This is a genomic window from Aerococcus sanguinicola (genome assembly GCF_008726925.1).
Classification (GTDB): domain Bacteria; phylum Bacillota; class Bacilli; order Lactobacillales; family Aerococcaceae; genus Aerococcus.
The window spans coordinates 59,164-85,098 of sequence record NZ_VYWO01000002.1; the positions used below are offsets into that span (position 1 = coordinate 59,164).

Sequence of the window (25,935 nt, forward strand, 5' to 3'; positions counted from 1 at the left end):
CAACTAAGATACATTCTTTATCTGTAAATCGTTCAAGCTTTGAGCAGCTATAGGAACTATATGCGACGAAGTATTGATATGAAAGAAGCTCATCAAAAGGATCAAGCTTTTGATGAGCTTCTTTAGTTAAAGTCTAGTAAAGGACTTCACTCTTATTTTACTCTACTTAATTCATCAGAGTCTAACTGTCAAAGCTCGTAACTAAGCTAGTTTTTTTCAGGCGTTTAACTTCAAGCTCCCAATCTCATTAGCTTTTCAATATTGTTTTCTTAGAAGCTAATTTTTCCACTAGGTTTCACACCCTCTGAGACTATGAGGGTATTTTTTAAAATAAATCATCTTTTAGAGATGGCTTGTAAATTTTTTACTCAACCTATCAATGATTATGCTATGTTTCACGTGAAACAATTAATAGTATTAAATATTAATATCTTATCTTGAATTAAGTCTATAAATTTTCGTCATTCAAATTTGTTTCACGTGTAACATTGATTTGTTTTAAATAATTTAGCCCTCTTCACTTGATTTTGATGAAAAATAGAAAAATTATGAATTATCATTTATATCTAAGTGGAAAGAGAAAATTTTTCTCCCTAGTAGTATTTAGCTTGATAGTAATTGTGAGAAAAAGAGGTGTTTAGCTTTTCTGCTTTGAAATAAATTCGTGTTTCTCTTGCATGCATTAGCTATGAGAAATAGTCAATTAGTTTTGAATTTTATCTTTCTTTAAGTTAGTTTCAAGCTGATTTTAAATGCTATGCCTGAATCTAACAAATTCCGTATCCAAATAAGTTTGTATATTTATTTAAAATATAAATAAGAAAAAAGATGTTTCTAAGTTTCTTTTAGCATGCAATATCAAGTAACTTTGTTTTCTTTATATAAAGGAGGGAAGACTTTAAATGTGTTTCACGTGGAACATTCTTGGGCTGTCTGCATAAAATTTTTAAGTAGATAATTTTTCATCTAAATTATAAATAAATAACTAATTTACTTAAAATAAGACTTAAAATGTTTCACGTGAAACATTTTAGTTAGGAACATATGTTCTTTTATCCTTTTCTTTTTAGTCATTTCAAGGTATAATAGGAGTGATTGAAATTAATTTAAAAATAAGCTAAGTGTGTTAAAATATCCTTATATGAAATGAAGGAGTAGATCATGCAAAAAAATTACAAGCAGTCTAAGCAGCATCCTGAATTAAGAGATGGTCGCGTTTCACTTGCGATTGGGATTGCTGCACTCTTACTCTTGGCTTGTGCCATCCTAGCCTTTATCTCTAGTGTGAAATTAGGGGCTTTGACCCTTGTATTAATTATTCTAGTGGGACTCGTTTTACTTTATGCTTGGAATGCCCTAGAATACGAGTTTGCTAAACAAATGGAGCGACTCGAGAATCGTTTGCAATCGGTGCAAAATGAAATTCTTCTACAGATGCCGATTGGTATTATCTTGTTTAATCCTAATGATAATTTGATTGACTGGGTGAATCCTTACTTATTGAAGTATTTTGATCGAAATGATTTGATTGGCCATGAGCTTGAAGAAATTGATGCTGATTTAGCCGAAGTTTTTCATCGTTTATACGAAGAAGAAGGTCAATCAACAGATCGGATTCAGTGGCAGGATCGTTTCTTTGACGTCGGGCTCTTGCGCGATCAACGGGCCATGTACTTTATGGATGTGACCAAGTATGGTGAAATTAGTCAAGCTGCCAGCAATAACCGGATGATTATCGGCCATATTTTGGTGGATAATTATGACGAAATCATGTCTGCCCTGAATGATCGACGGAAGTCAACCATTGATAATTATATGACCAAACAGTTGTCGACTTGGGGGAGGAAGTATAATAGCTTTGTCAAGGAATTGGATGATGACCGCTTCCTGCTCATTGGGACTTATGGTGCCTTACAAGAGATGGAAGAGGATAAATTCCAGATTATTGATACCATTCGTGAAGCGACGTCTAAGTGGAACTTCCCGCTGACCCTATCGATTGGGATTTCTTACCGTGAAATGGATGATCCCCTAAGTATTTCTGAGATTGGTGACCAGGCTCAAGCCAATGTAGACCTCGCTCTGAGTCGGGGCGGTGACCAGGTCGTCATCAAGGTTAAGAATCAGAAGGCCCGTTATTATGGGGGTAAGACCAATCCAATGGTTAAGCGGACACATGTGCGTTCCCGACAAATCGCCAATACCATTGCCAAGATGATGCAGGAGAACCAGACGATCTTTGTGATGGGCCATGATTATCCAGATATGGATGCGATTGGGGCTTGTGTGGGGATTCGCCGGATTGCCCAGATGAATGATAGCCACTGCTATATTGTGGTGAATGAGGACCGGATCAACCAGGATATTGCACGTGTGATTGAAGAGCTACGCCAGGATCCTGATAATGCCGATGCGATTATCTCGCCAAGCCAGGCCCAGGACATGGTTCAGCCAGATTCTCTGGTCTTCTTGGTCGATGTCCACCGCCCATCAATTACTGTAGCTCCTGAGCTGATTGAAGCTGTTAATGGGATTGTGGTGATTGACCACCACCGTAAGGGTGAAGAAGTGGCCAATAATATTCTCTTAGAATACATTGAACCCTATGCTTCTTCGGCTTGCGAATTAATTACAGAATTCTTTGAATATCAGAATCCAGAAGGTAATCCGGTCAATCGCTTGGAAGCAACGATTATGTTGGCAGGGATTACGGTCGACTCGCGGAACTTTTCCTTGCGTACGGGCTCACGGACCTTTGATGCAGCGTCTTATCTGAAGTCTAATGGGGCGGATTCGATCCTGATTCAAGAGTTCCTAAAAGAAGATCTCAATGATTATATTGACCGGAGTCAGTTGATTGAGAGTGTTCAATATATTGAACCGAATATGGGGATTGCCCAAGGCCAAGATGGTCAAGTGTATTCGACTGTTATTGCGGCCCAGGCAGCTGACACCCTCTTGTCCATGAATGGAATTGCTGCTTCTTTCGTAGTCTTCCAACGTAATGATGGTCGTGTGGGCATCTCAGCACGGAGCATGGGGAATGTCAATGTCCAAACCATTATGGAAGAACTCGGTGGTGGGGGACACTTGTCCAATGCGGCCACACAGATCTCCGATGTGACTGTAAGTGAGGCGGTCGACCAATTGAAAGCCGTTCTAGCAAAAGATAAGGAGGAATAAGAATGAAAGTCATATTCTTACAAGATGTTAAAAAGCAAGGTAAAAAAGGTGAAATAAAAGAAGTCTCTACAGGCTACGCACAAAATTTCCTCATTAAAAAAGGCCTAGCCAAGGAAGCAACCAATAGTGCGATTTCTGCCCTCAAAGGCAAACAAAAAGCAGAGGCCAAAGAAGCAGCTGAAGAAAAAGCAGATGCTGAAAAACTGAAGGCTGTCCTTGAAGATGAGGAGACAGTTGCTGAAGTGAAGGCCAAGGGTGGGGAAGACGGCCGCTTGTTCGGTTCTGTCCCATCCAAGCAAATTGCGACGGCCTTGAAGGACCAATATGGGATTAAGATTGATAAACGCAAGATCGAGTTGCCTAATCCAATTCGTGCTTTTGGTTATCGGAATGTGCCTGTGAAGTTACATCCTGATGTTGAGGCAACCATCCGGGTACATGTTGTTGAAGAATAGAAGATTAATTAAAAAAGATTGAGAATTCAATGGGCTAGGGCATTTTTTCGCCCTGGCTTATTTTCATGAGCTGAAGTTTTTAGTATAATAATTAACGCCTAAAGGACTTGATTTATGACGAAGGGGGAAATCATGGCTGATAGTGACTTAATAGAACGTATTCCTCCTCAGAATATTGAAGCTGAGCAGGCAGTATTGGGTTCAATTTTACTTGAGCCGGATATTTTTACAACTGTTAATGAGTTTGTTAGTGAAGAAGATTTTTATAAACGTAGCCACCGCTTAATCTTTAGCGCCATGCAGCGGCTCAATGATCGGGATGAGGCTATCGATGCCTTGACGATCCAAGAGGACTTGCAGAGTCGGGCCATGTTAGAGAATGTCGGTGGGGCCGATTATATTTTTGAAATTGCTGAGAAGACACCGACCGCGGCGAATGCGGAATACTATGCCAAGATTGTCGAAGAGAAATCGATCCTGAGAAAGTTGATCCATGCCACCAATACGATTCAGAAAGAGTCTTATGGTGAGGAACATGATCTGACGACTATTCTGGACGGGGCCGAACGACAAATCTTAGCGGTGAGTGAGAACCGCAACCGCAATGGCTTTGTCCATATTTCCCAGGTCCTTCAAGAATCGATTGGACATATTGAAGAATTGTCCAAGCAGAATGAAGCGGTAACGGGGATTGCGACCGGTTATCCGGATCTCGATAAGATGACGACGGGCTTGCATCCAGACGAGCTGATTATCCTAGCTGCCCGGCCAGGGGTAGGGAAGACAGCCTTTGTCCTCAATATTGCCCAGAATATCTCGACCAAGCAGAATGGCCGGGTGGCAATTTTTAGTTTGGAAATGGGGGCGGAATCTCTAGTCAACCGGATGCTCTGTGCGGAGGGCAGTATTGATGCCAACCGCTTGCGGACGGGGCGCTTAGAGCCCCAGGAATGGTCCGACTTAGTGGTTGCCATGGGGGCCCTTGGGGAGTCGGAGATCTATATCGATGACACGCCTGGTATCCGGGTTACAGATATCCGGGCCAAGTCGCGCCGGCTCAAGCAGGAGAAGGGGGACTTGGACCTGATTGTGATCGACTACCTGCAGTTAATCGAAGGGAGTCGGCGCAGTGAAAACCGGCAACAGGAAGTGTCAGAAATTTCCCGGCAATTAAAGAAATTGGCCAAGGAGCTGAGTGTCCCAGTAATTGCCCTGTCCCAACTTTCGCGGAGTGTGGAACAGCGGCAGGATAAGCGACCTGTCCTCAGTGATATCCGGGAATCCGGTTCGATTGAGCAAGATGCGGATATTGTGGCCTTCCTTTACCGGGAGGACTATTACCAGAGAGAAGGCAGCGAGGAAGAGGATAATCCGGATGCTGAGAATAATATCATTGAAGTGATTATTGAGAAGAACCGGAGCGGGGCCCGCGGAACAGTGAAATTGATCTTTACTAAGGAATTCAATAAATTCTCCTCGGTGAGTTTCCGCGATGAAGCCGAAATGTAGGGAGAAGAGCCAGTTGTGGCGTCAAAAATACTATCCAATTTATGGATAAGCCAATCGAGAAAGGACTTGGAATTATGTCTGGAATTGTTGTTGTTGGAACACAGTGGGGAGACGAAGGAAAAGGGAAGATTACAGACTTCCTAGCTAAGGAGGCTAGCGCTATTGTGCGCTACCAGGGAGGCGATAATGCCGGCCATACGATTCAATTCGACGGAAAGAAATTTGCCCTCCATCTCATTCCTTCTGGTATCTTCTCGCCAGATAAGTTATCCATCATTGGTAATGGGCTGGTCGTGAATCCACAAGCCTTAGTCAAAGAATTGAACTATCTCAAGGAGAACGGAGTGGATACTAGCGGTTTACGGATTTCAAACCGTGCCCATGTGATCCTCCCCTACCATATTGAATTGGACCGTCTTCAGGAAGAGGCCAAGGGCGACCAAAAGATTGGGACCACGATTAAGGGGATTGGCCCTGCCTATACAGACAAGGCTGCTCGGATTGGGATCCGTTTTTGTGATCTTTTGGAGAAAGATACTTTTGCTGAAAAACTGAAGGCTAACTTGGCCTACCACAACCAAGTTATTGAGAAGATTTACAATGGTCAACCTTTGGACTTTGAATCTATTTTTGAAAGTTATTATGCTTATGGCCAAGAAGTTAAAGATTATGTGGCTGATTCTTCTTATTTGATTGGTCAATTAATGGACCAGGGAGAACGCGTTCTTTTCGAAGGCGCTCAGGGCAATATGTTGGATATTGACCAAGGGACCTATCCTTTCGTGACGTCTTCGAACCCTGTAGCTGGGGGAGCAACTGTTGGAACCGGAATTGGTGCGACCCAGATTGATAAGGTCGTTGGTGTCTGCAAGGCCTATACGTCCCGCGTGGGTGAAGGGGCCTTCCCAACGGAGCTCTTCGATGAAGTGGGCGACCGTATCCGCGAAGTTGGCCATGAATACGGCACGACAACGGGTCGGCCACGTCGGGTAGGTTGGTTCGATGCGGTTGTCATGCGCCATTCCAAACGTATCTCCGGTTTGACGGACCTCAGTTTGAACTGTGTGGATGTTTTGTCCGGCTTGGAAGAAGTGAAGATTTGTGTGGCCTATGAGAAATCAGACGGCAGCCGGATTGATTACTATCCTGCTAGTTTGCAGGAATTGGCAGACTGTACGCCAATTTATGAAACGCTACCGGGCTGGTCAGAAGATATTACGGGCTGCAAGAGCTTAGACGACTTACCTGATAATGCGCGACGCTATGTGGAACGTGTCAGTGAACTAGTTGGCGTTAAGATCTCCACCTTCTCTGTCGGTCCAGACCGTGAACAAACCAATATTTTGAATGATATTTGGAATAGTTAATCGATAAAAAGGCAGCTAAGCAAGAAATCATCATTTTTCTTGCTTAGCTGCCTTTTGTTTTAGGCTTCGATTTTATTTACTAGTAGATCAGTATCCAAGCCTAACCGCCAAGTCTCACACCCTTTTTTTCATTACATAGTAGCTGGTGAATTTGGCGGCTTTGGTGAAGGGGCGGAAGAGGAGGGGGACGTCTTGGTGCTTGAGGGTTTGGAAGCCATTTTCCTCGTAGAATTTTTTGCCCCTCTGGTTACTGTTGACGACTTCTAGGATGAGTTGTTTCTTATGGTTAGCTTTGGCAGCTTGGCTGGCTTTTTGGAGGAGTTGCCTGCCTAGCCCTTGGCCCCTGGCTTCTGAAGCAACAGCGAGAAGGTCGATATGCCAGTCTTTAGCATGGACTTGGCTTTGGCTATGTTTATAGATAAAGTAGCCCAGGCTGCGAATCAAGGAAGGAAAGAAGCTGAATTCTTGGCGGAAGCTGTGCCAGGGGATGGGGAGAAAGTTAGGCTTGTCTTGGCTTTCATAGGAGAGGATGCCCTGAATTTTTCCCTGGTTTCGGGAGACAATCAATTGGTCTTCGTTGAAATGTTTGGCGATGAGGCGTTTGGCTTTGGCCCTATCGCTGGTCATGATCCAGACATAGTGGATTTTATCTTCGAAGGCGTCAACGATGATAGCGGCAACTTGTTCGCGTTCACTTGCTGTTAGGGATGAGTTTTCCAATGCTTGTCCTCCTGTTATTATTGTAAAACTATTTTGATTTAGATTTTCTTTAAATTTGGACTTGTTAATTAGTAGCCTGACAGCTATTATGTTACTTATAAAGTTTTGTTAGGATGGAAGGAGCCTATGGGATGGGACAGACACGATTTCACTTGGGAATGCGGACCTTTAAGACAGGGCTTAGCTTCTTTTTAATCGCTATGCTTTATGACCTTTTCTCCAATCATTCCCCCCAAATTGCTGCCTTATCTGCCGGCTTTAGCCAGCGGACAGACTTCCAGTCAACCAATAAATTTGGGCGTCACCGGATCTTTGGGAATTTTATTGGGGGCTTGATGGCTCTCCTCTGTGTGTCTTTAATGACTCTTTTCCCTGATTGGCGGATGCTTTCTTATCTCTTTCCGGCCTTAGGGATAGTGTTAACCATTATCTTGGGCAATGCTTTTAATTCTTCACAGGCGATTGTAGGTTCAATTGCGATTTATACGATTGTCCTCTATTCGATTCCTGACCAGGAGCGGATTCTCTATGTCTTCTGGCGCTTGGTGGACACCTTAGTAGGGGCGGCTGTTGCACTTTTCGTAGAATGGGCCCTATCGCGTGAAAGGGTGGATGCGGTAAAAAATTTGTTGACAAAATAAGTAAAGCTTAAGGAGGGGATCCGTTTGTTAGGCAGTTTACTCGAACACCTTGATGCTTATTTTTTAAAGAAGAATCTCATTTCCAGCAATTTTTTGTACCTTTTAGCCCTATTTTTTATTGTTTGTGGCCTCCTTATCCAGCCTCTGCCTGAATTGTTACAGGGTTACTGGGAGATTTTAATCGCGCCTTCAAACCTACTGACGGACTATTTCGCTGTAGGAGGTTATGGGGCGACTTTTGTGAATGCCGGACTCCTCATGCTACTCAATGCTTTTATGGTGAGCCGCCATGCCAAATGGATGACTGGGCCACTATTTGCAGCACTCTTTACTGTAACAGGTTTTGCTTTTTTTGGCAAAAATCTATTCAATACCATCCCTTTTATGATGGGGGCTTGGCTTTATACAAAGTTTTTAGCCATTCCTTTGAAGAAAGTCTTGCTGACCGCTCTTTTTTCAACAGCTTTGAGTCCTGTCGTGAGCTTGGTGAGCTTTGGCCAAGGCCTCCCTTTGATCTGGAGCATTCCCTTGGGCTATGCTTTAGGGATCTTTATTGGCTTCGTGGTGAGTCCTATCGCTTCTTCCTTCCTTCGCTTCCACTTGGGTTTTAACCTCTACAATCTGGGCTTTACCAGTGGGGTCCTAGCTATGGTGGTAGCTAGCGTGATGCGGTCCTTCAAATTAGCTGTTGAGGTGGAGAATATTCAGATGACGGTGAATTATGGGCCAGTCCTTGCCTTCCTTATCCTGCTCTCTCTTTTCTTTATCTTGATGGGCTGGAGCGCTAATCATTTTACTCTGAAGGGGTATCGGGCTTTGAACCGTGAAGCTGGGACTTCCGTGACAGACTTTGTTTTACTCCACGGTTCAGCGATTACCTTAGTCAATGTTGGCATCTTAGGGATTTTGGCGACGGGCTATGTTTGGCTACTGGGTGGTGTAGTGAATGGGCCCGTCGTAGGGGGCATTTTAACTGTGATGGGTTTTGCCGCTTTTGGGAAACACCCTAGCAATGTGGCACCTGTGGTCTTGGGGATCTTCTTGATGCAGCACTTTATGCTAACCCATGATCCAGATATGACCTCAGCCATTCTAGCGGCTCTCTTTGGAACTACCCTCGCTCCGATTGCGGGGCATTATGGCCCCTTAGCAGGTTTCCTAGCGGGGGCCTTGCATGCGACTCTGGTGAATAATGTGGGAGGTGTCCACGCTGGCTTAAATTTATATAATAATGGTTTTTCAGGTGGCTTTGTTGCAGCGTCGATGGCCCCTGTCTTAGAAACAATTGCAGAATGGAGGCGAGATCGTGCCGAACACTCAAGAATATCGGAAAGCTAAATTAATTGCAAGTGAGATGATGGATTATTTCTTTAACTACTGGGTCAAAGACCTTAGGGTTGATATTATTTTTGAAGCGAAAGAAGTTGTTATTCGCTTGACGGCTGCCATGTCTGAAGAGCCCGCTGATATTGAGGAATTGATGGACCAGCTCCAAAAGCCTCGTCAATACGAGGTGGAAGAGTATTACGAAGACCTCCTAGGCATTCGTGAGGACCAAGTAAATGCTGAAATTATTGCGGCTATGATTGATGAGGCTGCTTATTCCTTCGCGACGAATTGCTTTCAATTAGAATTAACGCGTTATTTAACTTAAAACATTCTTAAAAGAGGGTAAGTGAACGCTGTTTTTATCGTTATTTTGAAGGGGTAAATTTTAATCTTTTTAAAACGCTTACAATTGTGTTATAATTAAAGTGTAAGAGCTAAAAAGCTAACTACCTTATGGGGATGAGGAAGTGGTTTAAACAGCAGATTGTTATGTAGGGGTCTTCTGCAGAAAGGAGTTCCCACTAGTCTGAGAGCTCGTGGGAGTTAAATTATGGATGTACTATTAGGTTTATTTTACTTAGCTTTGATCCTATCCTTCTTTACTCTATTTAGTTTTAAAGCACCTTATGGAGCAAAAACGATGAGCGCCTTAGCTGATGCAGCAGTGGCCAGTTTCTTGGTTGAAGCTGTCTATGGTGCCCTTTTTGGAACCATTTTAGACGTTCCTTTCTTGAATGGAATTGCTGAAGCAAATGGTTCTTTAGCTGGGGTAGCTGCTGCAGGAATGGTGCTCTTACGTTTAGGGGCAAGTCCTGTGAACTCTTTATTGATTGCCTTGGCTATGATGCAATTTGGTATCTTGCCTGGTTTTATTGCTGCTTATTTAGTGTCCTTCCTTGTTCGTTACATTCAAGAGAAAGTTAATGGGGGCTTGGATGTCTTTGTCGTTGCGGCCACGGCTCTACCGATTGCCTATGCTATTGCGGCTTTAATCGCACCGATTATTGATAGTGCCTTGGAACAAATTGGGGCTATTATTGAAGCCGCTTCTCAGTCTAGCCCACTCTTTATGGGGGCCGTATTGGGGGCTGTCTTTACAATCGTTTCAACCGCGCCACTCAGCTCTATGGCCTTAACAGCTATGATGGGGCTGACCGGTAAAGCGATGGCAATTGCTGGTTTGGCAATCTTTTCTTCAGCAACGGCTAACTACTTACTCTTTAGTCGTTTGAAGATTGGTACACGTGAGGAGAGCTTAAGTGTGGCCTTAGAGCCATTAACTCAGGCTCACTTAGTAACGGCGAATCCTTTGCCCGTTTATGTCACAAGTACGCTCACTGGAGCTGTCTCCGGTATGTATGTTGCGATGACCGACTTAGTCAATAATACGCCAGGAACGGCCTCTATCATTCCTGGGATCCTAGCACCTCTAGCGGATAATCCCCCGCACAAAGTTCTGATTGCTGGGGCTATTTGCTTGTTAGTCGGGGTGGCTGTCGGATTCTTTACAAGTTACATTTTCCGCAACCAGCGTGTTTATACGACGAATGACATTATCGAAGATTAAAACAAAACATAGAGAGGTATTTTTGAATCTTTCGATTTAATAGAAAAAGCTGCCCCAGAGCAACTTTTAGATAAGTTAGCTTTGGGGCAGCTTTTTTATTTTCAATTAAGGATAGGCTTATTGAAGAGGAAAGTCTTTCACTAAGTCTTGAACTTCTTGTTTGACTTCTTCTTTGACTTTTTCGTCATTGATATTTTCGATGATGCGAACAATCCATTCAGCGACTTTGGCCGCTTCTTCTTCCTTGAAGCCACGAGAGGTGATAGCAGGTGTCCCTAAACGGATACCGCTAGCTTTAGTTGGGCTCAAGGTTTCGAATGGAATGGTATTCTTATTCACTGTGATACCAACTTCATCTAAAGCCGCTTCAACTTCTTGTCCGGTGAGGTCGCGGTCGATAACTTTGAGTAAGATTAAGTGGTTGTCTGTCCCGCCAGATACCATGTGGAGACCACTCTCACTGAAGACTTTTTCCATTGCTTTGGCATTCTTAACGATTTGTTCTTGGTAATCTTTGAAGGAATCGTCAAGGGCTTCGCCGAAAGCAACGGCCTTAGCAGCGATAACATGTTCTAATGGACCACCTTGCATGCCTGGGAAGACGGCAGAGTTTAATTTCTTGAAGAGGTCTGGGTTGTTAGATAAGATAACCCCGCCACGTGGTCCGCGTAAGGTCTTATGGGTGGTTGAAGTGACAACATCGGCATAAGGTACTGGATTTTGGTGGAGGCCAACAGCTACTAAACCAGCGATGTGGGCCATATCAACCATGAAGTAAGCGTCAACTGCCTTAGCAATTTCACCAATGCGTTTGAAGTCAATTTCACGAGCATAAGCAGAAGCTCCTGCTACGATTAATTTTGGTTTAACTTCTTTAGCTTTTTCTTCAAGTTTGTCATAGTCAATGCGTTCGGTTTCTTTATCGACACCGTAATCAGCAAAATCATAGAGTTTACCACTTGAGTTTACTTTAGAGCCGTGTGTCAAGTGACCGCCATCTGTCAAGTTCATGCCAAGTACCTTGTCACCTGGTTGTAATAAGGCAGAATATACGGCCATGTTGGCTTGGGCACCTGAGTGGGGTTGAACGTTGGCATATTCTGCATTGAAAAGTTCTTTCAAACGGTCGATAGCAAGGGTTTCAATTTCATCGACAAATTCGCAGCCACCATAATAGCGACGTCCAGGATAGCCTTCAGCATATTTATTAGTGAGTACAGAACCTTGAGCTTCACGGACAGCTGGAGATACCCAGTTTTCACTTGCGATTAACTCGATCCCGTTTTGCTGGCGTTCAAATTCCTTATCAATATAATCAAATACAACATCTCTTGACATATGCTATACCTCCATAATTTTATTTGACTTTGTAATGTCAAAATTATAGTATCATTAAAATATGGATTTCACAAGTAAAACATGTAAGCCCTTTATATATTTATTTGATAATATTTATGAAAGGTTTAATTGTAAGTTTTTTTATGAAGGAAAAATCTCATTTTTTATATTTTGTCTACAATATTAGAGGAACAGTATGATAAAATAAAGAGTAATTATATTGTGATGGTGGAGGGAGTGACGGGAATGGCCGTAGACGAGAAGCAAGTACCTAAGAAATTACTCTTAGAGACGGCCCTATTAGCTGGAAAGATTATGACGGAGAGTAACTCTGAAACCTACCGCGTGGAAGATACCATGGAGCGTATCTTAAGTTATTCGAATCTCTATTCAACTGTAGCGATATCTTATGCAACAGGCTTATATGCTTCACTTGATGATTTGAATGAAGCGAATAATCGCCTCGTGGGAATTAAGCGGATCCAAACAAGGGGGAGTGTTCTGCATAAGGTTTCGAAGGTCAACACGGTCTCAAGGCAGTTGACCAATGGCGAGATTACGCTAGCTGTTGCTTATTTGAAACTGCTAAAGATCGATTCGGAGAGCAATCCTTATCCCATCCATATGCGCTTTATCGGAGTCATTGGCTTAGGAATGTGCTTTGCTATCCTCTTTGGGGGTGGCGTGGATGAGTTTATCGTGACCACTTTTGATGCTGTTTTCTTATCGGGATTAATGTATATGACGGCCCATTATGAGATCTCTAGTCCAGTGGAAAATGTTTTCTGTACCATGATGATCACGCTCTTCGCTTATGCCATGCAGGCTTGGTACTTCCCCAATGTGTCATTGGGGATTGTGATTGTCTCGACGCTGATGCCCTTGGTTCCAGGGACCGCTATTACCAACTCCTTGCGCGATATTTTCCATGAAGACTATCTGGCAGGTGGTGCGCGGGCCATGGAAGCTTTCTTCCAGGCCTTAATGATTGCGCTAGGTTCTTTGGTTGCCCTGATCATTATAGGGAGGCTTAGAGGATGATTAATTTTATCTTGCAGATCATTGCCGCGTATTTTGTTGGCTATACCTGTTCTATCTGTGTGCAGACGCCCCCGCGTCAAATTTACCGGGCGTCAGTGATTGCAGCTTCAGGTTGGTTGGTCTATTTAATCTGCTTGGATTTTCTGACTTTAGAAGTTGGCGGTGCCACCTATATTGCCAGTCTGGCGATTGCGGGGATGTCCCAGTGGTTCTCTCGTCGCTACCACCAACCTGTGACCGTCTTCTTTATTCCAGGCTTCTATACCCTGGTGCCTGGGGGAGGCATGTATCGGACCGCCCTGTATCTCATCCAATCCGACTATTCGCGTGGCCTGAGTGAGCTGGCAACTACTATGTTTACGGCTCTGGCGATTGCCCTAGCAGTCTTTACTGCCGATACGGTGATTGATATTCTGCGCCGGCAGCGTGAACTGGAGAAGAAGATTCGAAATTGGCGTAAGTGATATGTATGGAACACAGGCTGACTGTTGTCGGCTAGTGTTCCTTTAATTAGTTTTAGTGCTTAGATTTGTGGCTGATAGCTATTGATAGTGCATATGATACGGATACAAAAACTCCGCCGGGGACTAGAAGCATTAGTCCGCAGGCGGAGTTTATTTTGTATGGTTGAGGGAATGGCGTATTTGGCGTTAACCGCACGCCCTCACACCCTTTTTAGTCGGGTTCGAGGATGCAGAAAAGGCTCCTCTTCGCAAAGGGCTTCCGAAGGCCTTCAGCCTTCTCTGGCCTTTTACTCCAGAGGTCCCTTTCTCCCGCCTCCTCCCACACCCTTTCTTACTCTACGCCGTTATTTTCAACGTATTCGCCGATAAAGGCGGCAACGGATTTGGCTGCGATGAGCATGGCATCTTCGTCCATGACGAATTTTGGATGGTGGTGGGGGTAGGCTTCGCCATCTTTTGGTGCGGCGCCGACCCAGAGATAAACGCCTGGTACTTTTTGGAGGAAGTAGGCGATGTCATCCGATGGTGGTTGGGGTTGTTGGGTATCTACCCCTTCTGTCAGTTGGTCGAATGGATGGTCTTTAATCGCTTTGACGGCGAATTCGGTCACTTTTGGATCATTATAAGCGACAGGGTAGTCGTTTTCGTAGTGGAGGTCGTAAGTGATGGCGAAGGAGTTTTTGATACCTTCGAGTTTGGCCTTGACTTCATGTTCGATGATGTCACGAACTTCTTGTGACATGGCACGAACGTCCCCACCCAGTGTTACTTCGCCTTGGATGGCGTTGTTAGCACCAGCTGCGTCGAAGTTCCCAATGGTAATTGAACCCACATCGAAGGGATTCAAGCGGCGGCTAACCACACTTTGAATTTCCGTTACGAAGTAGGAAGCGGCAACGATGGTGTCGTTGGCTTGGTGAGGGGATGAGGCATGGCCACCCTTACCGTGTAGTGTTACCTTGAAGTTGGACCGGCCGGTATGGGCATTGCCTTCATGGTAGAAGACGCCCCCAGTTGGCATATTGGTCATCACGTGGAGGGCAATGATATTGTCTACCCCGTCTAAGGCACCGTCTTCAATCATTGATTTAGCGCCACCTGGTGCGACTTCTTCTGCATTTTGGTGGATGATGACGAATTTACCGCTGAGCTGGTCTTTCATTTCAATTAAGGTTTGAGCAAGGACCATCAGATAGGCAGTATGGGCATCGTGGCCACAAGCGTGCATGGCACCTTCTTTTTTAGATGAGAAGTCTAGGCCAGTATCTTCCGTGAGGGGAAGGGCATCGAAGTCGGCACGGAGGGCAAGTGTTTTACCTTCTTTACCTGTATCGATGGTAACAACCAGCCCATAACCATTACCGACATTGGTGCGGACTTCACAATCAAGGTCCTTGTAGAAATCGGCGATGTATTGGGCCGTCTCCTTCTCTTCAAATGATACTTCTGGATTCTCATGGAAGTGACGACGAATTTCAATCATTTGATCTTCTTTCTCATCTAAACGCTTGTACAGCTCATCAACGAGACTCATAATACATTCCTCCTTATTAATATTTCTCTAACAAATTTATTATACGCTAATCATCTCAAAAAGGAAAATGAATCCTTTTTGCCGCGCCTGTTGCCCTTTTAAATTTTATGGTAGAATGGATAAAAGCCTTTCAGTGATAGGAGATTGAAGATGAAGCAATGGATTCCAAATGGTGGCCAATGTGCCGCATCGCGCACCCTCTTGAAGAAACAAGGGGCCTTGCTTTGGGCTTGGCGCGAACCGGGACGATTTGATGGAGATAGCGGTTGGCGCTTCTTGTCTGAGCATGACAACCAAGTGAGTCTGATGGATGAGAAGAGCATGGTCTATGTCGATATTAACCAGGTGGCCAAGATTGAACCAGCTATTGCAGGCATCTACTATTATCCAGAAGGGGCAGATTTTCAGTTTTCACCCTATTATGGCAAGCACTTTGTCTATAGCGATTCACTGGATAAGGTCGAAATGGTGACTAGCCAAGCTGACCTGCCCTTCAAAGATTCGAACTTCCGCCAGCATTTTCCTGACTTCGTCCATGCCCATGAGCGGCGTATTCGTGAGGAATTCGCCCTATCGGAAGAAGAGATCAGCCAACTCTCTGGCCTGCAGAGCGAAGTCGACCATCTTATTAATGTGCTCATGGGGACGCGGACAGACCAGCCCAAGAGCCTAGAAATTTATATTTTAGTAGGAATTCTCCTGGGCTATTTCAAGGAAAGGCAAGCTGCCAGTCCTCTGCCGGGCGACAAGATCCACCATGTCATTGCTACTGTGATCTACCGTCGCTTTGACTTGGCCATGGCACAAATCAAAGATTATTTGCTCGCCTACCAAGAAGCAGAGAGCCAGGAGGACCGCATGTCTGAGCGGCAAGTCCTCCGCTACGGACGCCTCATTTATGACTACTTTGAAGCTAAGGAACTCGAGAATGCCTACAAGGAATACAATGCTCTGGTCAACCACCATTATAAAGCCCAATTAAAACAGAAAAAACACCTCTAACAAGTCCAGCCTTTCTCAGATTAGTCAGCATGGGAAAGGACCTGGCTTTTTTGTTTTGAAGAATTTTTTATATTGCCTAGCGGTGAATCCACGAATGAAGCGGCTAGCAGTTAGCTCGCTAGAAATCCATTCCGCTCTTAATAATGAAAACAATCTAGCTAGGCTAGAGACTGCCTGGCTAGATTGTTAGTCCGTGGGTTATTATTTTATATCCCTGATCAGTGTCTTGTTGGATTCGGTCTGGCAACCCACACTTGAAGGGCTTATTTAAGTGTTAGGGAGCCGTTCAAAGATGAATTGCGCTCTCACACCCTAGTCGGGTTCAGGCCAGCAGAAATAGCTCCTCTTCACAAAGCTCCGCCGAAAACTTTCTGTCTTCTCTGGATCTTTGCTCCAGAGGTCTATTTCTCCCGCTAGCCTTCACACCCTGATCTAGTCGGGTTCGCAGAGGCAGAAGCTTCTCCACTTCACACGATCGAAACGTGCAAGCAGAGCTTGCCCTTTTTCGTTCGTGCTCCAGTGGTAAGCTTCTAACCGCCTCTGCTCACACCCTTTAGTCGGGTTCAGGCTAGCAGAAATAGCTCCTCTTCAGCAAAATCCGCCGAAGACTTTCAGTCTTCTTTGGCTTTTGCCTCCAGAGGTCTATTTCTCCCGCTAGCCTTCACACCCTTTAGATCATAGCGGCGTCGTAGTCGTCTTCGAAGGCTTGCATTTCTTCTTGGGAGACGTGGTCGAGGCTATGGACGGCTAGGGTTTCGTTGAAGTCTTCCCGGGCCAGGGGGTTAGTGGCGGACCAGGTATCGGCTTGGCCGAAGTTGTCGTCGTCCCAGGCTTCGTCTAGGATGAGCATTTGTTGGCGCCATTTTTTATAGATTTCAAATTGTTGGTCGTGCATAGTTACCTCCTAAATTAAATCCGGGTAGTAGTGGAAGCGGTCTTCTCTTTCTAAGTAGGCAGACAGGCCGAGTAAGAGGGCTTCTTCTCCCTTGTTAGCAACCAGCTGAACCCCTAGTGGCAAGCCATTTTGGCAGGTATGGAGGGGTAGGCTGATGGCGGGTTGGCCGGTTAAATTATAGATCATGGCGAAGGGAGAGGCAAGTAAGCCCTTCTTGAAGACTTGGAAGACTAGGTCGGCTAAGTCTGACTCCGAAAGTTCTTCGGCCCGGAGCATGTGCTCGTAGTCGGCTGAGCTATAGAGCTTATCGTCGACGCGAGGGGCAGCTTGGGCGGTACTTGGCTGAATCAGAATATCATAAGTCTGATGGAAGTCGTCCATGATTTCGGCTGCTTGGTCCCAAGTGTCAAAGATTTGGCTGTAACGGTAGGCGGGAATGGTCTTCCCATATTGGGCCATGGTCCAGGTCTGGATTTCTACATCTTCGCGTTTAATTTGACGTTTAATCTGTTGCTCGATGCCAAGAAAGCTAGCAGCCATTTCGGCACCGTTCATTTGATAGTAGCCGCGGACGAGTTCTTGACCATCGATTTTAGGATCAGCTGCTTCAACCTGGAAGCCTTGATCGCGAAGGAAGCGGACTGTGTTTTCAATGGCTTCAATGGCTTCAGGAGAGACCTCAGTTCCTACGGGTGATTGGGTGGAATAAGCGATACGCAGGCCTTTGACGGCGCGGATGGCTTCTTTGATATGGGCCTTAGGAATAGGTAGGGTTTGAAAAGGCATGGGTTTGAGATTACTCTGGAGGGCAAGCAACAATTGGGCGGTGTCGCGGATGGACTTGGTCATCATGAAGCCGACCGGTGCCCCGCCCCAGCTCCGCCACTTGCGCGGGCCGGTCGCTGTCCGGACCCGGGTGGGTTTGAGTCCGACCAAACCGGAGAAGGAGGCTGGAATCCGAATTGACCCCCCACCATCACTTGCTGTGGCTAGGGGGACGATGCCAGCTTGGACTGCGGCAGCTGCTCCACCGCTCGACCCACCCGCATTGTAGCTGAGATCGATGGGATTGTGGACGGGACCATAGTAGTCGGAGTCACTGATAAATTTGAGGCCAAATTCGGGCACATTGGATTGGCCAATGGGAATGAGTCCAGTGGCCATAACGGATTGGGAGAAGTTAGAGGTCACAGGAGCAATTTGATCCTTGAGCAGGCGGGCACCAGAAGTAGCGGGCATGCCCTTAATATTGTGGCCCAGGTCCTTCATGAGGGTGGGGAGACCGGCGAAGAGGGTCTGACTATGGTCTTTTTGGGTTAAGTCTTGGGCATAGTCTTCAAAGAGTCGGGTCACTGCATTCAGCTTAGGGTTAATGGCCTTGGCTTTGTCAATGGCTTGGTGGACGAGCTCTTGACTGGTCGTTTGCCCGCGTCGAATTTGGTCAGCTAGACCTGTCGCGTCATCGGGGTAGCTTTTGAAATAGTCCATGGTATCTTCCTTTCTGTGGCAGCTATCTGATTAGGCCTATTATAACAAAGTTCGCACGGACTTGAGGGCTTGAATTTAAGGTTTAGATGATAAAATAATGAGACAGGACTTGTCAGACATCTCATCCTTGGTGTATAATAATTAGAAAACACAAAAAAAGAGGTGTGAAAATGAAAAAAGTGCAATTATTCCAACCATTGGGGGAATCATTGGGCTGCTGTGGGGGCTCCGAAGAATGTTCATTGACAGAAAATTCAATCATCAATACGGAAGCTAATGTCAAAGAGCTGAACCGGGTGGAGGCTTTCTTTAATGCACTCAAGGATGAAGAAGGTTATTTTGTGACTATCCACGACCCAGCCAGCGACGGTTTTATGTTCACCCATACAGAGGTTGTCATGCGTAAGCTCAAAGCATATGGAGAGGAAATTCTTCCTATTATTTTGATTGACGACCAGGTAGTCAGTGTTGCGGAATTTCCGAGCAACCAAGCCCTAGCGGATATGGTTGGACTCACTCACACCCAAGCTGTAGAATATATGTGTTAGTAAGATTATGAAGGAGGACCACTAATGACAGTAGATATCGATTGGAAGAACCTAGGTTTCGATTACATGAACCTGCCTTATCGTTGGCGGGCATACTACAAGGATGGGGAATGGTATAAGCAAGGTTTGGAAACAGACAACCAGCTCCACATTTCTGAAGGCTCCCCTGCCTTGCACTATGGCCAGCAAGCCTTTGAAGGGATGAAGGCCTACCGGACCAAGGAAGGCAAGGTCCAACTCTTCCGTCCAGACCAAAATGCTAAACGTTTCCAAGTGTCGGCAGAACGAATGATGATGCCTAAGATCCCTGTCGAAGACTTCGTGCATGCGGTCAAGGAAGCAGTGAAGGCTAATATTGACTATGTTCCTCCTTATGAAAGTGGGGCGACCCTCTATATTCGTCCACTCCTAATTGGGGTAGGTGATAATATCGGCGTCCATCCTGCCAAGGAATATATCTTCACTGTCTTCGTGATGCCAGTTGGGCCTTACTTCAAGGGTGGACTTGCGCCTCAACATTTCGTCACTTCAGAATACGACCGGGCAGCGCCTATGGGGACCGGCGGCGTGAAAGTCGGCGGCAACTATGCGTCTAGCCTACAGCCAGGGGCCAGCGCCCATGACGAAGACTACGCCGATGTGATCTACTTGGATCCTAAGACCCATACCAAGATCGAAGAAATTGGCTCTTCTAACTTCTATGGGATTGAACGTGGCACGCATAAGTTCGTCACACCAAAATCACCTTCTATCTTACCTTCCATTACCAAGTACTCCCTGCTCCACTTAGCAGAAGAACGCTTGGGCTTAGAAGTGGAACAAGGGGATTGCTACATCGATGACTTGGACCGCTTTGAAGAAGCTGGTGCTATGGGGACAGCTGCCATTATTACACCAATTGGCTCCATTACCCATCAAGGCCACCGTCACAACTTCGGCACTGGCCAAGAAGTTGGCGCAATCACGGAAAAACTTTATCATGAATTATTGGGCATTCAATTCGGAGATATCGAAGCTCCTGAGGGTTGGATTGTTCCAGTTGAAGCTGATTAAGCCTCGCCTAGCGGTCGCCATTCTCTATTGATCAATATGCTACACAGACGATACGCTAGCGAAAAAGCACTTCCAAACTTCCCTATTGCGAGGAAGCGGAAGTGCTTTTTTATTTGTGTAGTTATTGGAAATTTTATCATATTATGCAAGTGAGCAAGCCTTGTGCTAATGAATGTGCTCCAGTGGTAAGCTTCTAACCGCCTTTGCTCAAACCTTTTTACAACAAGTGCATGAGATATGTGGCTAGGCTGAAGTAAATGAGCAGGCCGGTGGCGTCTGTTAGGGTGGTGATGAAGGGGCCTGAAGCGACGGCTGGGTCGATATGGATCTTGCTGAAGAGGGTAGGGACGAGGTAGCCGATGACGGTTGATACGGACAGGGTAACGGCTAGGGAAATTCCAATAATGAAGGAGAGGACGAGGTTACCAAATAGGAAGTAGGCCACGCCACAGATGGTGAGACCAGCTGCTAGTCCAATAATAATCCCAGCAACCAATTCCTTCCAAATGAGGGACCAGAAGCTTTCACTGGTATCACCCAGGGTCAGCCGGCGGACGGAGACAGCCAGGGATTGGGTGCCCACATTACCTGCTGAGTCCATAATAATGGGCATAAAGACAGCGAGGACCACGACCCGAGACAAGGTCGATTCAAACATATTAATGAGATTAGCCGAAACCAAGCCAAGGAAGATCAGGATAATGATCCAAGGCAGACGGTTTTTGACCGTTTCTAGGATCCCTTCTTTATCGGTTTCATTGTCAGCCGATCCACTGATCCCAGCAAAACGATGGAAGTCTTCTGTTGTTTCTAAATCCATGACGTCCATCACATCGTCGACTGTGACAATCCCCACTAATTTGCCCTGGCTATCCACGACCGGAAGAGCCAGTAAGTCATATTCCTTGATGATTCGGGCAACTTCTTCCTGGTCCATGCCAATATCAGCTTGGACTAATTGGCTGTTCATGATATCTTGGACCGGGCAGTCCCCAGCTGAGCGCAGGAGTTCACGCAGGGAGAGGACACCCAGTAAGTGGCGGGCCTCATCCACGACATAGACATAGTAGATAGTTTCAACTGTCGAAGCGCTTTGGCGGATTTGCGTAATCACTTGGTCAGCACTGTCATGGGCATAGACTGTCAGGACTTCAGTTGTCATGATGGCTCCCGCTGTTTGGAAGTCATGCTCTAGGATGGCTTCGATGGCTTGACGGTCAGCTGGCAACATACTTTCTAGGACATGTTGCCGGTCTTCTTGGGGAAGTTCATGGATGAAGGCTGTGACCTCATCGTCAGCGACATACGTGAAGACCTCTGTCATATAGTCAGCTGGCAGGTCCTCGATCGCTTGGCGCCGCCCCTTATAGTCCAAGTGTTCGAAGAGTTCCGCGAATTCGCTAGCTTGGAGGAGGTCGACGATTTTATATTTCTTTTCAGGGTAGAGCTTGTGGAAGACAGCGACTTGATCTTTCTCGTGGAGTTTCAAGAAGAGCTCGCGGAAGTCATCGCGCCGATTGTCTTGGATACTCTTATAGATGGCTTGGTAGTAGTCTTTCCGGTTGAGTCGGTTTAATTTAATGGCCATAATAATCACCTTTCCTCACCTTGGGGAAAGGCCACCGCACAGAGGGCTAAGGGTTTGGAGATTGCTTCAGAATAAAAAAACGCTCAACAAGAGCGTGAGCGTGAATCGTCCAGGAGTAGTCGGCAAACACCTCATCGCATAGTTTTAGCACTTATTAGCATAGGAATAGCTCCAGCCACATTAGAAAATCCCTTAATTCGAGAATTTCTGCTGACCCGTTGGCATCTTTGGATGTTTCTGGGCAGTGGCGTCTCTCTAATACAGTAACCTCACCTAACAAGGTTTATTCATATTTCACCCCTAGGATAGCAGACTCTAGCCTAAGATTCAAGCCCTTGTCAAACAATACCTTAGGCCTGTCTAAATGGCTTAGCCTGCAAATTCCCTGTAAAGGCTAAAATAAATCATGCTATAATAACAGTGAAATCCAAAAAAAAGAGGAGTAGTCACATGATTCCACGCTATACCCGTCCCGAAATGGCCCAAGTTTGGTCCGATGAGAACCGCTACCAGTGCTGGCTAGAAGTTGAAATCCTAGCAGCCGAAGCCTGGGCTGAACTGGGTGAAATCCCTAAAGAAGATGCTCAAAAGATTCGTGAAAAGGCCCGCTTTGATGTGGGCCGCATCTTAGAAATTGAAGCAGAAACCCGCCACGATGTGGTCGCCTTCACCCGCTGTGTGTCAGAATCTCTCGGCCAAGAGCGCAAGTGGGTCCACTATGGGCTGACATCAACGGATGTGGTGGATACAGCCCAGGGCTACCAGCTCAAACAAGCCAATGACATTATCCGTCAAGACTTAAACTGGTTCCTGGAGATCCTGAAGAAGAAAGCCCAAGAATACAAACATACCGTCTGCATGGGCCGGACCCATGGCGTTCACGCTGAGCCTACGACATTCGGGCTGAAGATGGCCCGCTATTATTCGGAAATTAAACGCCAGATTGACCGCTTCGACCATGCCGCGAAAGGCGTAGAAGCTGGGAAGATTTCGGGTGCCGTGGGAACTTTCGCCAATGTCCCAACGGCTGTGGAAGCCTATGTCTGCGACCATTTGGGCATCCGGGCCCAGGAAATCTCCACCCAGGTGCTCCCTCGCGACCTCCATGCGGAATATATCGCCTGCTTAGCTCTGATTGCGACCTCGATTGAAAACATGGCCACCGAGATCCGCCACTTACAGAAGTCGGAAACCCGGGAAGTGGAAGAGTACTTCGCCAAAGGGCAGAAGGGATCCAGTGCCATGCCCCACAAGCGCAATCCGATTTCCAGTGAGAATGTGACGGGTCTAGCCCGGGTCTGCCGGGGCCACGTGGTGACCGCTTATGAGAATGTAGCCCTCTGGCACGAACGGGATATCTCCCATTCCAGCGCAGAGCGGATTATTTTACCAGATACGACGATTTTGGTTAACTATATGATCCGCCGCTTCGGCAAGATTATCGAAGACCTGACTGTCTTCCCCGACAACATGTTGCGGAACATGCAGGCTACCCATGGCTTAATCTATAGCCAACGCCTGCTTTTGAAGCTGGTCGACCAGGGCTTGTCGCGGGAAGCGGCCTATGATTTGGTCCAACCTCTGACCGCCCAGGCCTGGGATGACCAGCGCGACTTCCGTGAGCTGGTTGAAGCGAATGACCAAATCACCGAACTATTGAGTCCAGAAGAAATCGACGACGCCTTTGACTACCACTACCACCTCCAACGGGTCGATGAAATCTTTGAGCGATTAGGTATCTAAAAGATGTGAGGAAAAGCCTTCAAAAACCTAGAAGGATAGGGACACTAGGCCCATTTTTACAGTAAAATATATATCGATTAGAAAGAGAACACCCCAGTAAGATTGCTTTGATCTTACTGGGGTGTTCTCTTTTATCTAGGACGGAAGCCACACTTAAGGGATTGGTGTGTGGCTTGGTGACTTCGAAGCCACACACGGAGGCTTTAACTGTGACTTGGGCTGTGTGAACCCACAATTCAGGCTTGGGAGTGTGGTTTGCCCAAGGAACTTAGAAAATAAAGGGACCTGTCATAGCGCCGTAAACGGTATAGAAATTCCACAATTCTTTTCCCTGGTGCTTATAAAAGGCAGATTGGACAAAATCGGTCAGCGCCTTAAGCTCAGGAATCGTCAGTCGCTCCTTGGCAGAAAATTTTTTGAGAGCCTGGTAGCTTAAGGCAAGGGCCTGGTCTATGTCTTGGTCTTCCTCGATCAACCTTGCGGCTTCCAAGAGCTTCTCTCTTGTCTGCGCAGGAAAAATAATGTCTGGAGCATTATAAAGCTCAGAAATTAATTTAAAACATGCTTCGCTGTCCTCTGCGGGGTCGAAGGATTTATTTTTCATTTTCGCCATCTTCTTTCTGCATTATATTATATTCTTCTTATTAATAAATACCAAACAGAAGTCAACTCGTCTCAAAATTAGCCCTTCCAGGGCCCTCGGAGGATTATTCGGATTTAACTGATATATAAAAATATAAAAGCTTAAAACATTCGTTTATATTCAAAAACACGAACAATTATAAAAAATAATTAAAATAATATATGTTATTTGACCTTTTCTTGTGTTATAGTATTAGGGAAAAAGGAAAGGGGTTATGGAAATGGCTGATGTTGCAGTGATTATGGGTTCAAAGTCAGATTGGGAGACCATGCGGGAAGCCTGTCAGCTTTTGGACACATTTAATATTTCGTATGAGAAACGGGTGATTTCGGCCCACCGGATGCCGGATGAAATGTTCGTCTTTAGCGAATCTGCCCGGGGGCGGGGCATCCAAGTGATAATTGCAGGCGCAGGCGGAGCAGCCCACCTACCAGGGATGCTTGCTGCTAAGACGACCCTGCCAGTAATCGGTGTTCCCGTCCAGTCCCGGGCTTTGAGTGGATTAGATTCCCTCTTATCCATCGTACAAATGCCGGGAGGCGTCCCTGTGGCAACCACTGCCATTGGGACATCGGGGGCTAAGAATGCGGGGCTCTTAGCCGTTCAGATCCTCAGTCTCCAGGATCCTGACCTCGTAGATGGTCTAGCGAGCTACCGTCAGGCCATGCGCCAAGCGGCCGAAGAAAGTGGTGACCAGCTTGATTAAGACCATTCTGCCAGGACAGACCATTGGGATTATCGGCGGCGGCCAGCTGGGTCAGATGCTGGCCCAGTCAGCTAAGGCCATGGGCTTTCGGGTAGGGATTCTCGATCCAGGGGCTAATTGTTCAGCTGCCCAGGTGTCGGACTTTCACTACCAGAAGGCCTATGATGACCGAGAAGCGCTAGCTGCCTTTGCGGATGCCTGCGATGTCTTGACCTTTGAATTCGAAAATATTGATACCCAAGCTTTGGACGCCCTAGCTGATCGGGTCTACCTGCCCCAGGGAACTACCCTATTAGCGCAGACCCAGAACCGTTTAACTGAGAAGGCTTTTCTCGAGCGGGCAGGGGTTAAAGTCGCCCCTTACCGGCGGGTGGAAAGTCTAGCGGACTTACAAGCAGGGCTCGATCAATTGGGCTATCCAGCCGTTTTGAAAACGACCCGCTTTGGCTATGACGGCAAGGGACAAGTCGTTCTCCATAGTGCGGAAGACCAGGCTCAGGCCGCTGACCTGTTAAATGACCAGGTCTGTGTCTTGGAACAATGGCTGGCCTTCGCTAAGGAATTGTCGGTGATGGCAGTGGGTAATCCAGAAGGGGAGATTGTGACCTTCCCTGTCGCGGAGAATATTCACTGCGACAATATCCTCTTTGAATCCATCGTACCCGCTCGAATTAGATCGGACCTCCAAGCTAAGGCGGACCAGGTCGCCCGGCAGATTGCCCAAGCTGGACACTTGGTGGGGACGCTAGGGATTGAGATGTTCTTGGGGGCTGATGGTGACCTTGTGATCAATGAACTGGCTCCCCGGCCACACAATAGCGGCCATTATACGATGGAAGCCTGTGATTTCTCCCAGTTCGACCTCCATATCCGGGCTATTTGTAATTGGAGGCTGCCCCATCCCCGGCTACTCCAGCCTGCTTTAATGGTCAATGTGCTCGGACAGGACCTAGCTGCCTTCAAGGAAAATTTGGTCCCATCTAGTCACTGGCACCCCCACCTCTATGGCAAGGCGGAAGCCAAAGTGAATCGCAAGATGGGCCATGTGACCCTCTTAACCGATAATATGGACCAAAGCTTAAAAGAAATAAAAAAGACGCAAATTTGGAAGCGAGGCTAAA

The 25,935-nt window shown here is 46.3% G+C and carries 23 protein-coding genes and 1 riboswitch; of the genes, 16 read left to right on the top strand and 7 right to left on the bottom strand.

Features of this window, described 5'->3' with window-relative positions; translation table 11 throughout:
• Positions 1-1,161 precede the first annotated feature (1,161 nt).
• From F6I03_RS04625 to F6I03_RS04640, 4 genes are all read left to right on the top strand, one after another.
• The gene (locus tag F6I03_RS04625; protein ID WP_070430823.1) at positions 1,162-3,183 is read left to right on the top strand and encodes a DHH family phosphoesterase; all 2,022 of its coding nucleotides are present in this window, start codon (positions 1,162-1,164) and stop codon (positions 3,181-3,183) included.
• Between the two features lie 2 nt (positions 3,184-3,185).
• A complete protein-coding gene (gene rplI / locus F6I03_RS04630) occupies positions 3,186-3,638 on the top strand; it encodes a 50S ribosomal protein L9 (RefSeq protein WP_070430824.1) in 453 nt (150 codons plus the stop codon).
• Between the two features lie 132 nt (positions 3,639-3,770).
• A complete protein-coding gene (dnaB, locus tag F6I03_RS04635) occupies positions 3,771-5,147 on the top strand; it encodes a replicative DNA helicase (protein WP_070430825.1) in 1,377 nt (458 codons plus the stop codon).
• Between the two features lie 74 nt (positions 5,148-5,221).
• The gene (locus F6I03_RS04640; RefSeq protein WP_070431007.1) at positions 5,222-6,514 is read left to right on the top strand and encodes an adenylosuccinate synthase; all 1,293 of its coding nucleotides are present in this window, start codon (positions 5,222-5,224) and stop codon (positions 6,512-6,514) included.
• Between the two features lie 114 nt (positions 6,515-6,628).
• On the opposite strand, the gene F6I03_RS04645 is transcribed toward F6I03_RS04640, so the two are convergent.
• Positions 6,629-7,234, bottom strand: coding sequence for a GNAT family N-acetyltransferase (locus F6I03_RS04645; protein ID WP_070430826.1), 606 nt, complete (start codon positions 7,232-7,234; stop codon positions 6,629-6,631).
• A gap of 131 nt (positions 7,235-7,365) precedes the next feature.
• Between F6I03_RS04645 and F6I03_RS04650 the strand changes: the two genes are divergently transcribed.
• From F6I03_RS04650 to F6I03_RS04665, 4 genes are all read left to right on the top strand, one after another.
• Positions 7,366-7,875, top strand: coding sequence for an FUSC family protein (locus F6I03_RS04650; protein ID WP_168160469.1), 510 nt, complete (start codon positions 7,366-7,368; stop codon positions 7,873-7,875).
• 24 nt (positions 7,876-7,899) lie between these two features.
• Positions 7,900-9,213, top strand: a complete 1,314-nt coding sequence (locus tag F6I03_RS04655) for a DUF1576 domain-containing protein (RefSeq protein WP_141737848.1) — start codon at positions 7,900-7,902, stop codon at positions 9,211-9,213.
• The gene (locus F6I03_RS04660; RefSeq protein WP_070430829.1) at positions 9,182-9,529 is read left to right on the top strand and encodes a hypothetical protein; all 348 of its coding nucleotides are present in this window, start codon (positions 9,182-9,184) and stop codon (positions 9,527-9,529) included. The genes F6I03_RS04655 and F6I03_RS04660 overlap by 32 nt, the downstream gene beginning before the upstream one ends.
• 225 nt (positions 9,530-9,754) lie before the next feature.
• Positions 9,755-10,771, top strand: coding sequence for a PTS sugar transporter subunit IIC (locus tag F6I03_RS04665; protein WP_070430830.1), 1,017 nt, complete (start codon positions 9,755-9,757; stop codon positions 10,769-10,771).
• A gap of 117 nt (positions 10,772-10,888) precedes the next feature.
• Here F6I03_RS04665 and glyA read toward each other — a convergent pair whose 3' ends face one another.
• Positions 10,889-12,109 carry a serine hydroxymethyltransferase gene (gene glyA / locus F6I03_RS04670; RefSeq protein WP_070430831.1) on the bottom strand — a complete coding sequence of 407 codons (1,221 nt, stop codon included), beginning with the start codon at positions 12,107-12,109 and terminating at the stop codon, positions 10,889-10,891.
• A gap of 246 nt (positions 12,110-12,355) precedes the next feature.
• On the opposite strand from glyA, the gene F6I03_RS04675 reads away from it, so the two are divergent.
• Positions 12,356-13,150, top strand: coding sequence for a threonine/serine ThrE exporter family protein (locus tag F6I03_RS04675; protein ID WP_070430832.1), 795 nt, complete (start codon positions 12,356-12,358; stop codon positions 13,148-13,150).
• Positions 13,147-13,614 carry a threonine/serine exporter family protein gene (locus F6I03_RS04680; protein ID WP_070430833.1) on the top strand — a complete coding sequence of 156 codons (468 nt, stop codon included), beginning with the start codon at positions 13,147-13,149 and terminating at the stop codon, positions 13,612-13,614. Before F6I03_RS04675 ends, F6I03_RS04680 begins: the two co-directional genes overlap by 4 nt.
• A 331-nt stretch (positions 13,615-13,945) precedes the next feature.
• On the opposite strand, the gene F6I03_RS04685 is transcribed toward F6I03_RS04680, so the two are convergent.
• Positions 13,946-15,148, bottom strand: coding sequence for an amidohydrolase (locus F6I03_RS04685; RefSeq protein WP_070430834.1), 1,203 nt, complete (start codon positions 15,146-15,148; stop codon positions 13,946-13,948).
• 150 nt (positions 15,149-15,298) lie between these two features.
• Between F6I03_RS04685 and F6I03_RS04690 the strand changes: the two genes are divergently transcribed.
• Positions 15,299-16,150 carry a DUF2185 domain-containing protein gene (locus F6I03_RS04690; protein WP_070430835.1) on the top strand — a complete coding sequence of 284 codons (852 nt, stop codon included), beginning with the start codon at positions 15,299-15,301 and terminating at the stop codon, positions 16,148-16,150.
• Between the two features lie 670 nt (positions 16,151-16,820).
• On the opposite strand, the gene F6I03_RS04695 is transcribed toward F6I03_RS04690, so the two are convergent.
• On the bottom strand, positions 16,821-17,045 hold the full coding sequence (locus F6I03_RS04695) for a hypothetical protein (protein ID WP_070430226.1): 225 nt from the start codon (positions 17,043-17,045) through the stop codon (positions 16,821-16,823).
• A gap of 9 nt (positions 17,046-17,054) precedes the next feature.
• Positions 17,055-18,533, bottom strand: coding sequence for an amidase (locus F6I03_RS04700; RefSeq protein ID WP_070430225.1), 1,479 nt, complete (start codon positions 18,531-18,533; stop codon positions 17,055-17,057).
• A 170-nt stretch (positions 18,534-18,703) separates the two neighbouring features.
• Here F6I03_RS04700 and F6I03_RS04705 point away from each other — a divergent pair, with 170 nt between their 5' ends.
• Positions 18,704-19,081: an arsenic metallochaperone ArsD family protein gene (locus F6I03_RS04705; protein ID WP_070430224.1), complete on the top strand. Its 378-nt coding sequence runs from the start codon at positions 18,704-18,706 to the stop codon at positions 19,079-19,081.
• Positions 19,082-19,105: 24 nt separating this feature from the next.
• Positions 19,106-20,134, top strand: coding sequence for a branched-chain amino acid aminotransferase (locus F6I03_RS04710; RefSeq protein ID WP_070430223.1), 1,029 nt, complete (start codon positions 19,106-19,108; stop codon positions 20,132-20,134).
• Between the two features lie 217 nt (positions 20,135-20,351).
• Here the strand turns inward: F6I03_RS04710 and mgtE are convergent, their stop codons facing one another.
• Positions 20,352-21,722, bottom strand: coding sequence for a magnesium transporter (gene mgtE / locus F6I03_RS04715; RefSeq protein WP_070430222.1), 1,371 nt, complete (start codon positions 21,720-21,722; stop codon positions 20,352-20,354).
• Between the two features lie 123 nt (positions 21,723-21,845).
• Positions 21,846-22,010: riboswitch (M-box (ykoK) riboswitch) on the bottom strand.
• Positions 22,011-22,172: 162 nt separating this feature from the next.
• On the opposite strand from mgtE, the gene purB reads away from it, so the two are divergent.
• On the top strand, positions 22,173-23,465 hold the full coding sequence (gene purB / locus F6I03_RS04720; RefSeq protein WP_070698338.1) for an adenylosuccinate lyase: 1,293 nt from the start codon (positions 22,173-22,175) through the stop codon (positions 23,463-23,465).
• A gap of 268 nt (positions 23,466-23,733) precedes the next feature.
• On the opposite strand, the gene F6I03_RS04725 is transcribed toward purB, so the two are convergent.
• Entirely contained in the window at positions 23,734-24,069 is a 336-nt protein-coding gene (locus tag F6I03_RS04725; RefSeq protein WP_070431533.1) for a hypothetical protein, read from the bottom strand.
• A 259-nt stretch (positions 24,070-24,328) separates the two neighbouring features.
• Between F6I03_RS04725 and purE the strand changes: the two genes are divergently transcribed.
• Both purE and purK read left to right on the top strand, forming a co-directional pair.
• Entirely contained in the window at positions 24,329-24,814 is a 486-nt protein-coding gene (gene purE / locus F6I03_RS04730; RefSeq protein ID WP_070431535.1) for a 5-(carboxyamino)imidazole ribonucleotide mutase, read from the top strand.
• Complete coding sequence (gene purK, locus F6I03_RS04735; protein ID WP_070431532.1) at positions 24,798-25,934, top strand: 5-(carboxyamino)imidazole ribonucleotide synthase; 1,137 nt, start codon at positions 24,798-24,800, stop codon at positions 25,932-25,934. Before purE ends, purK begins: the two co-directional genes overlap by 17 nt.
• Position 25,935 lies beyond the last annotated feature (1 nt).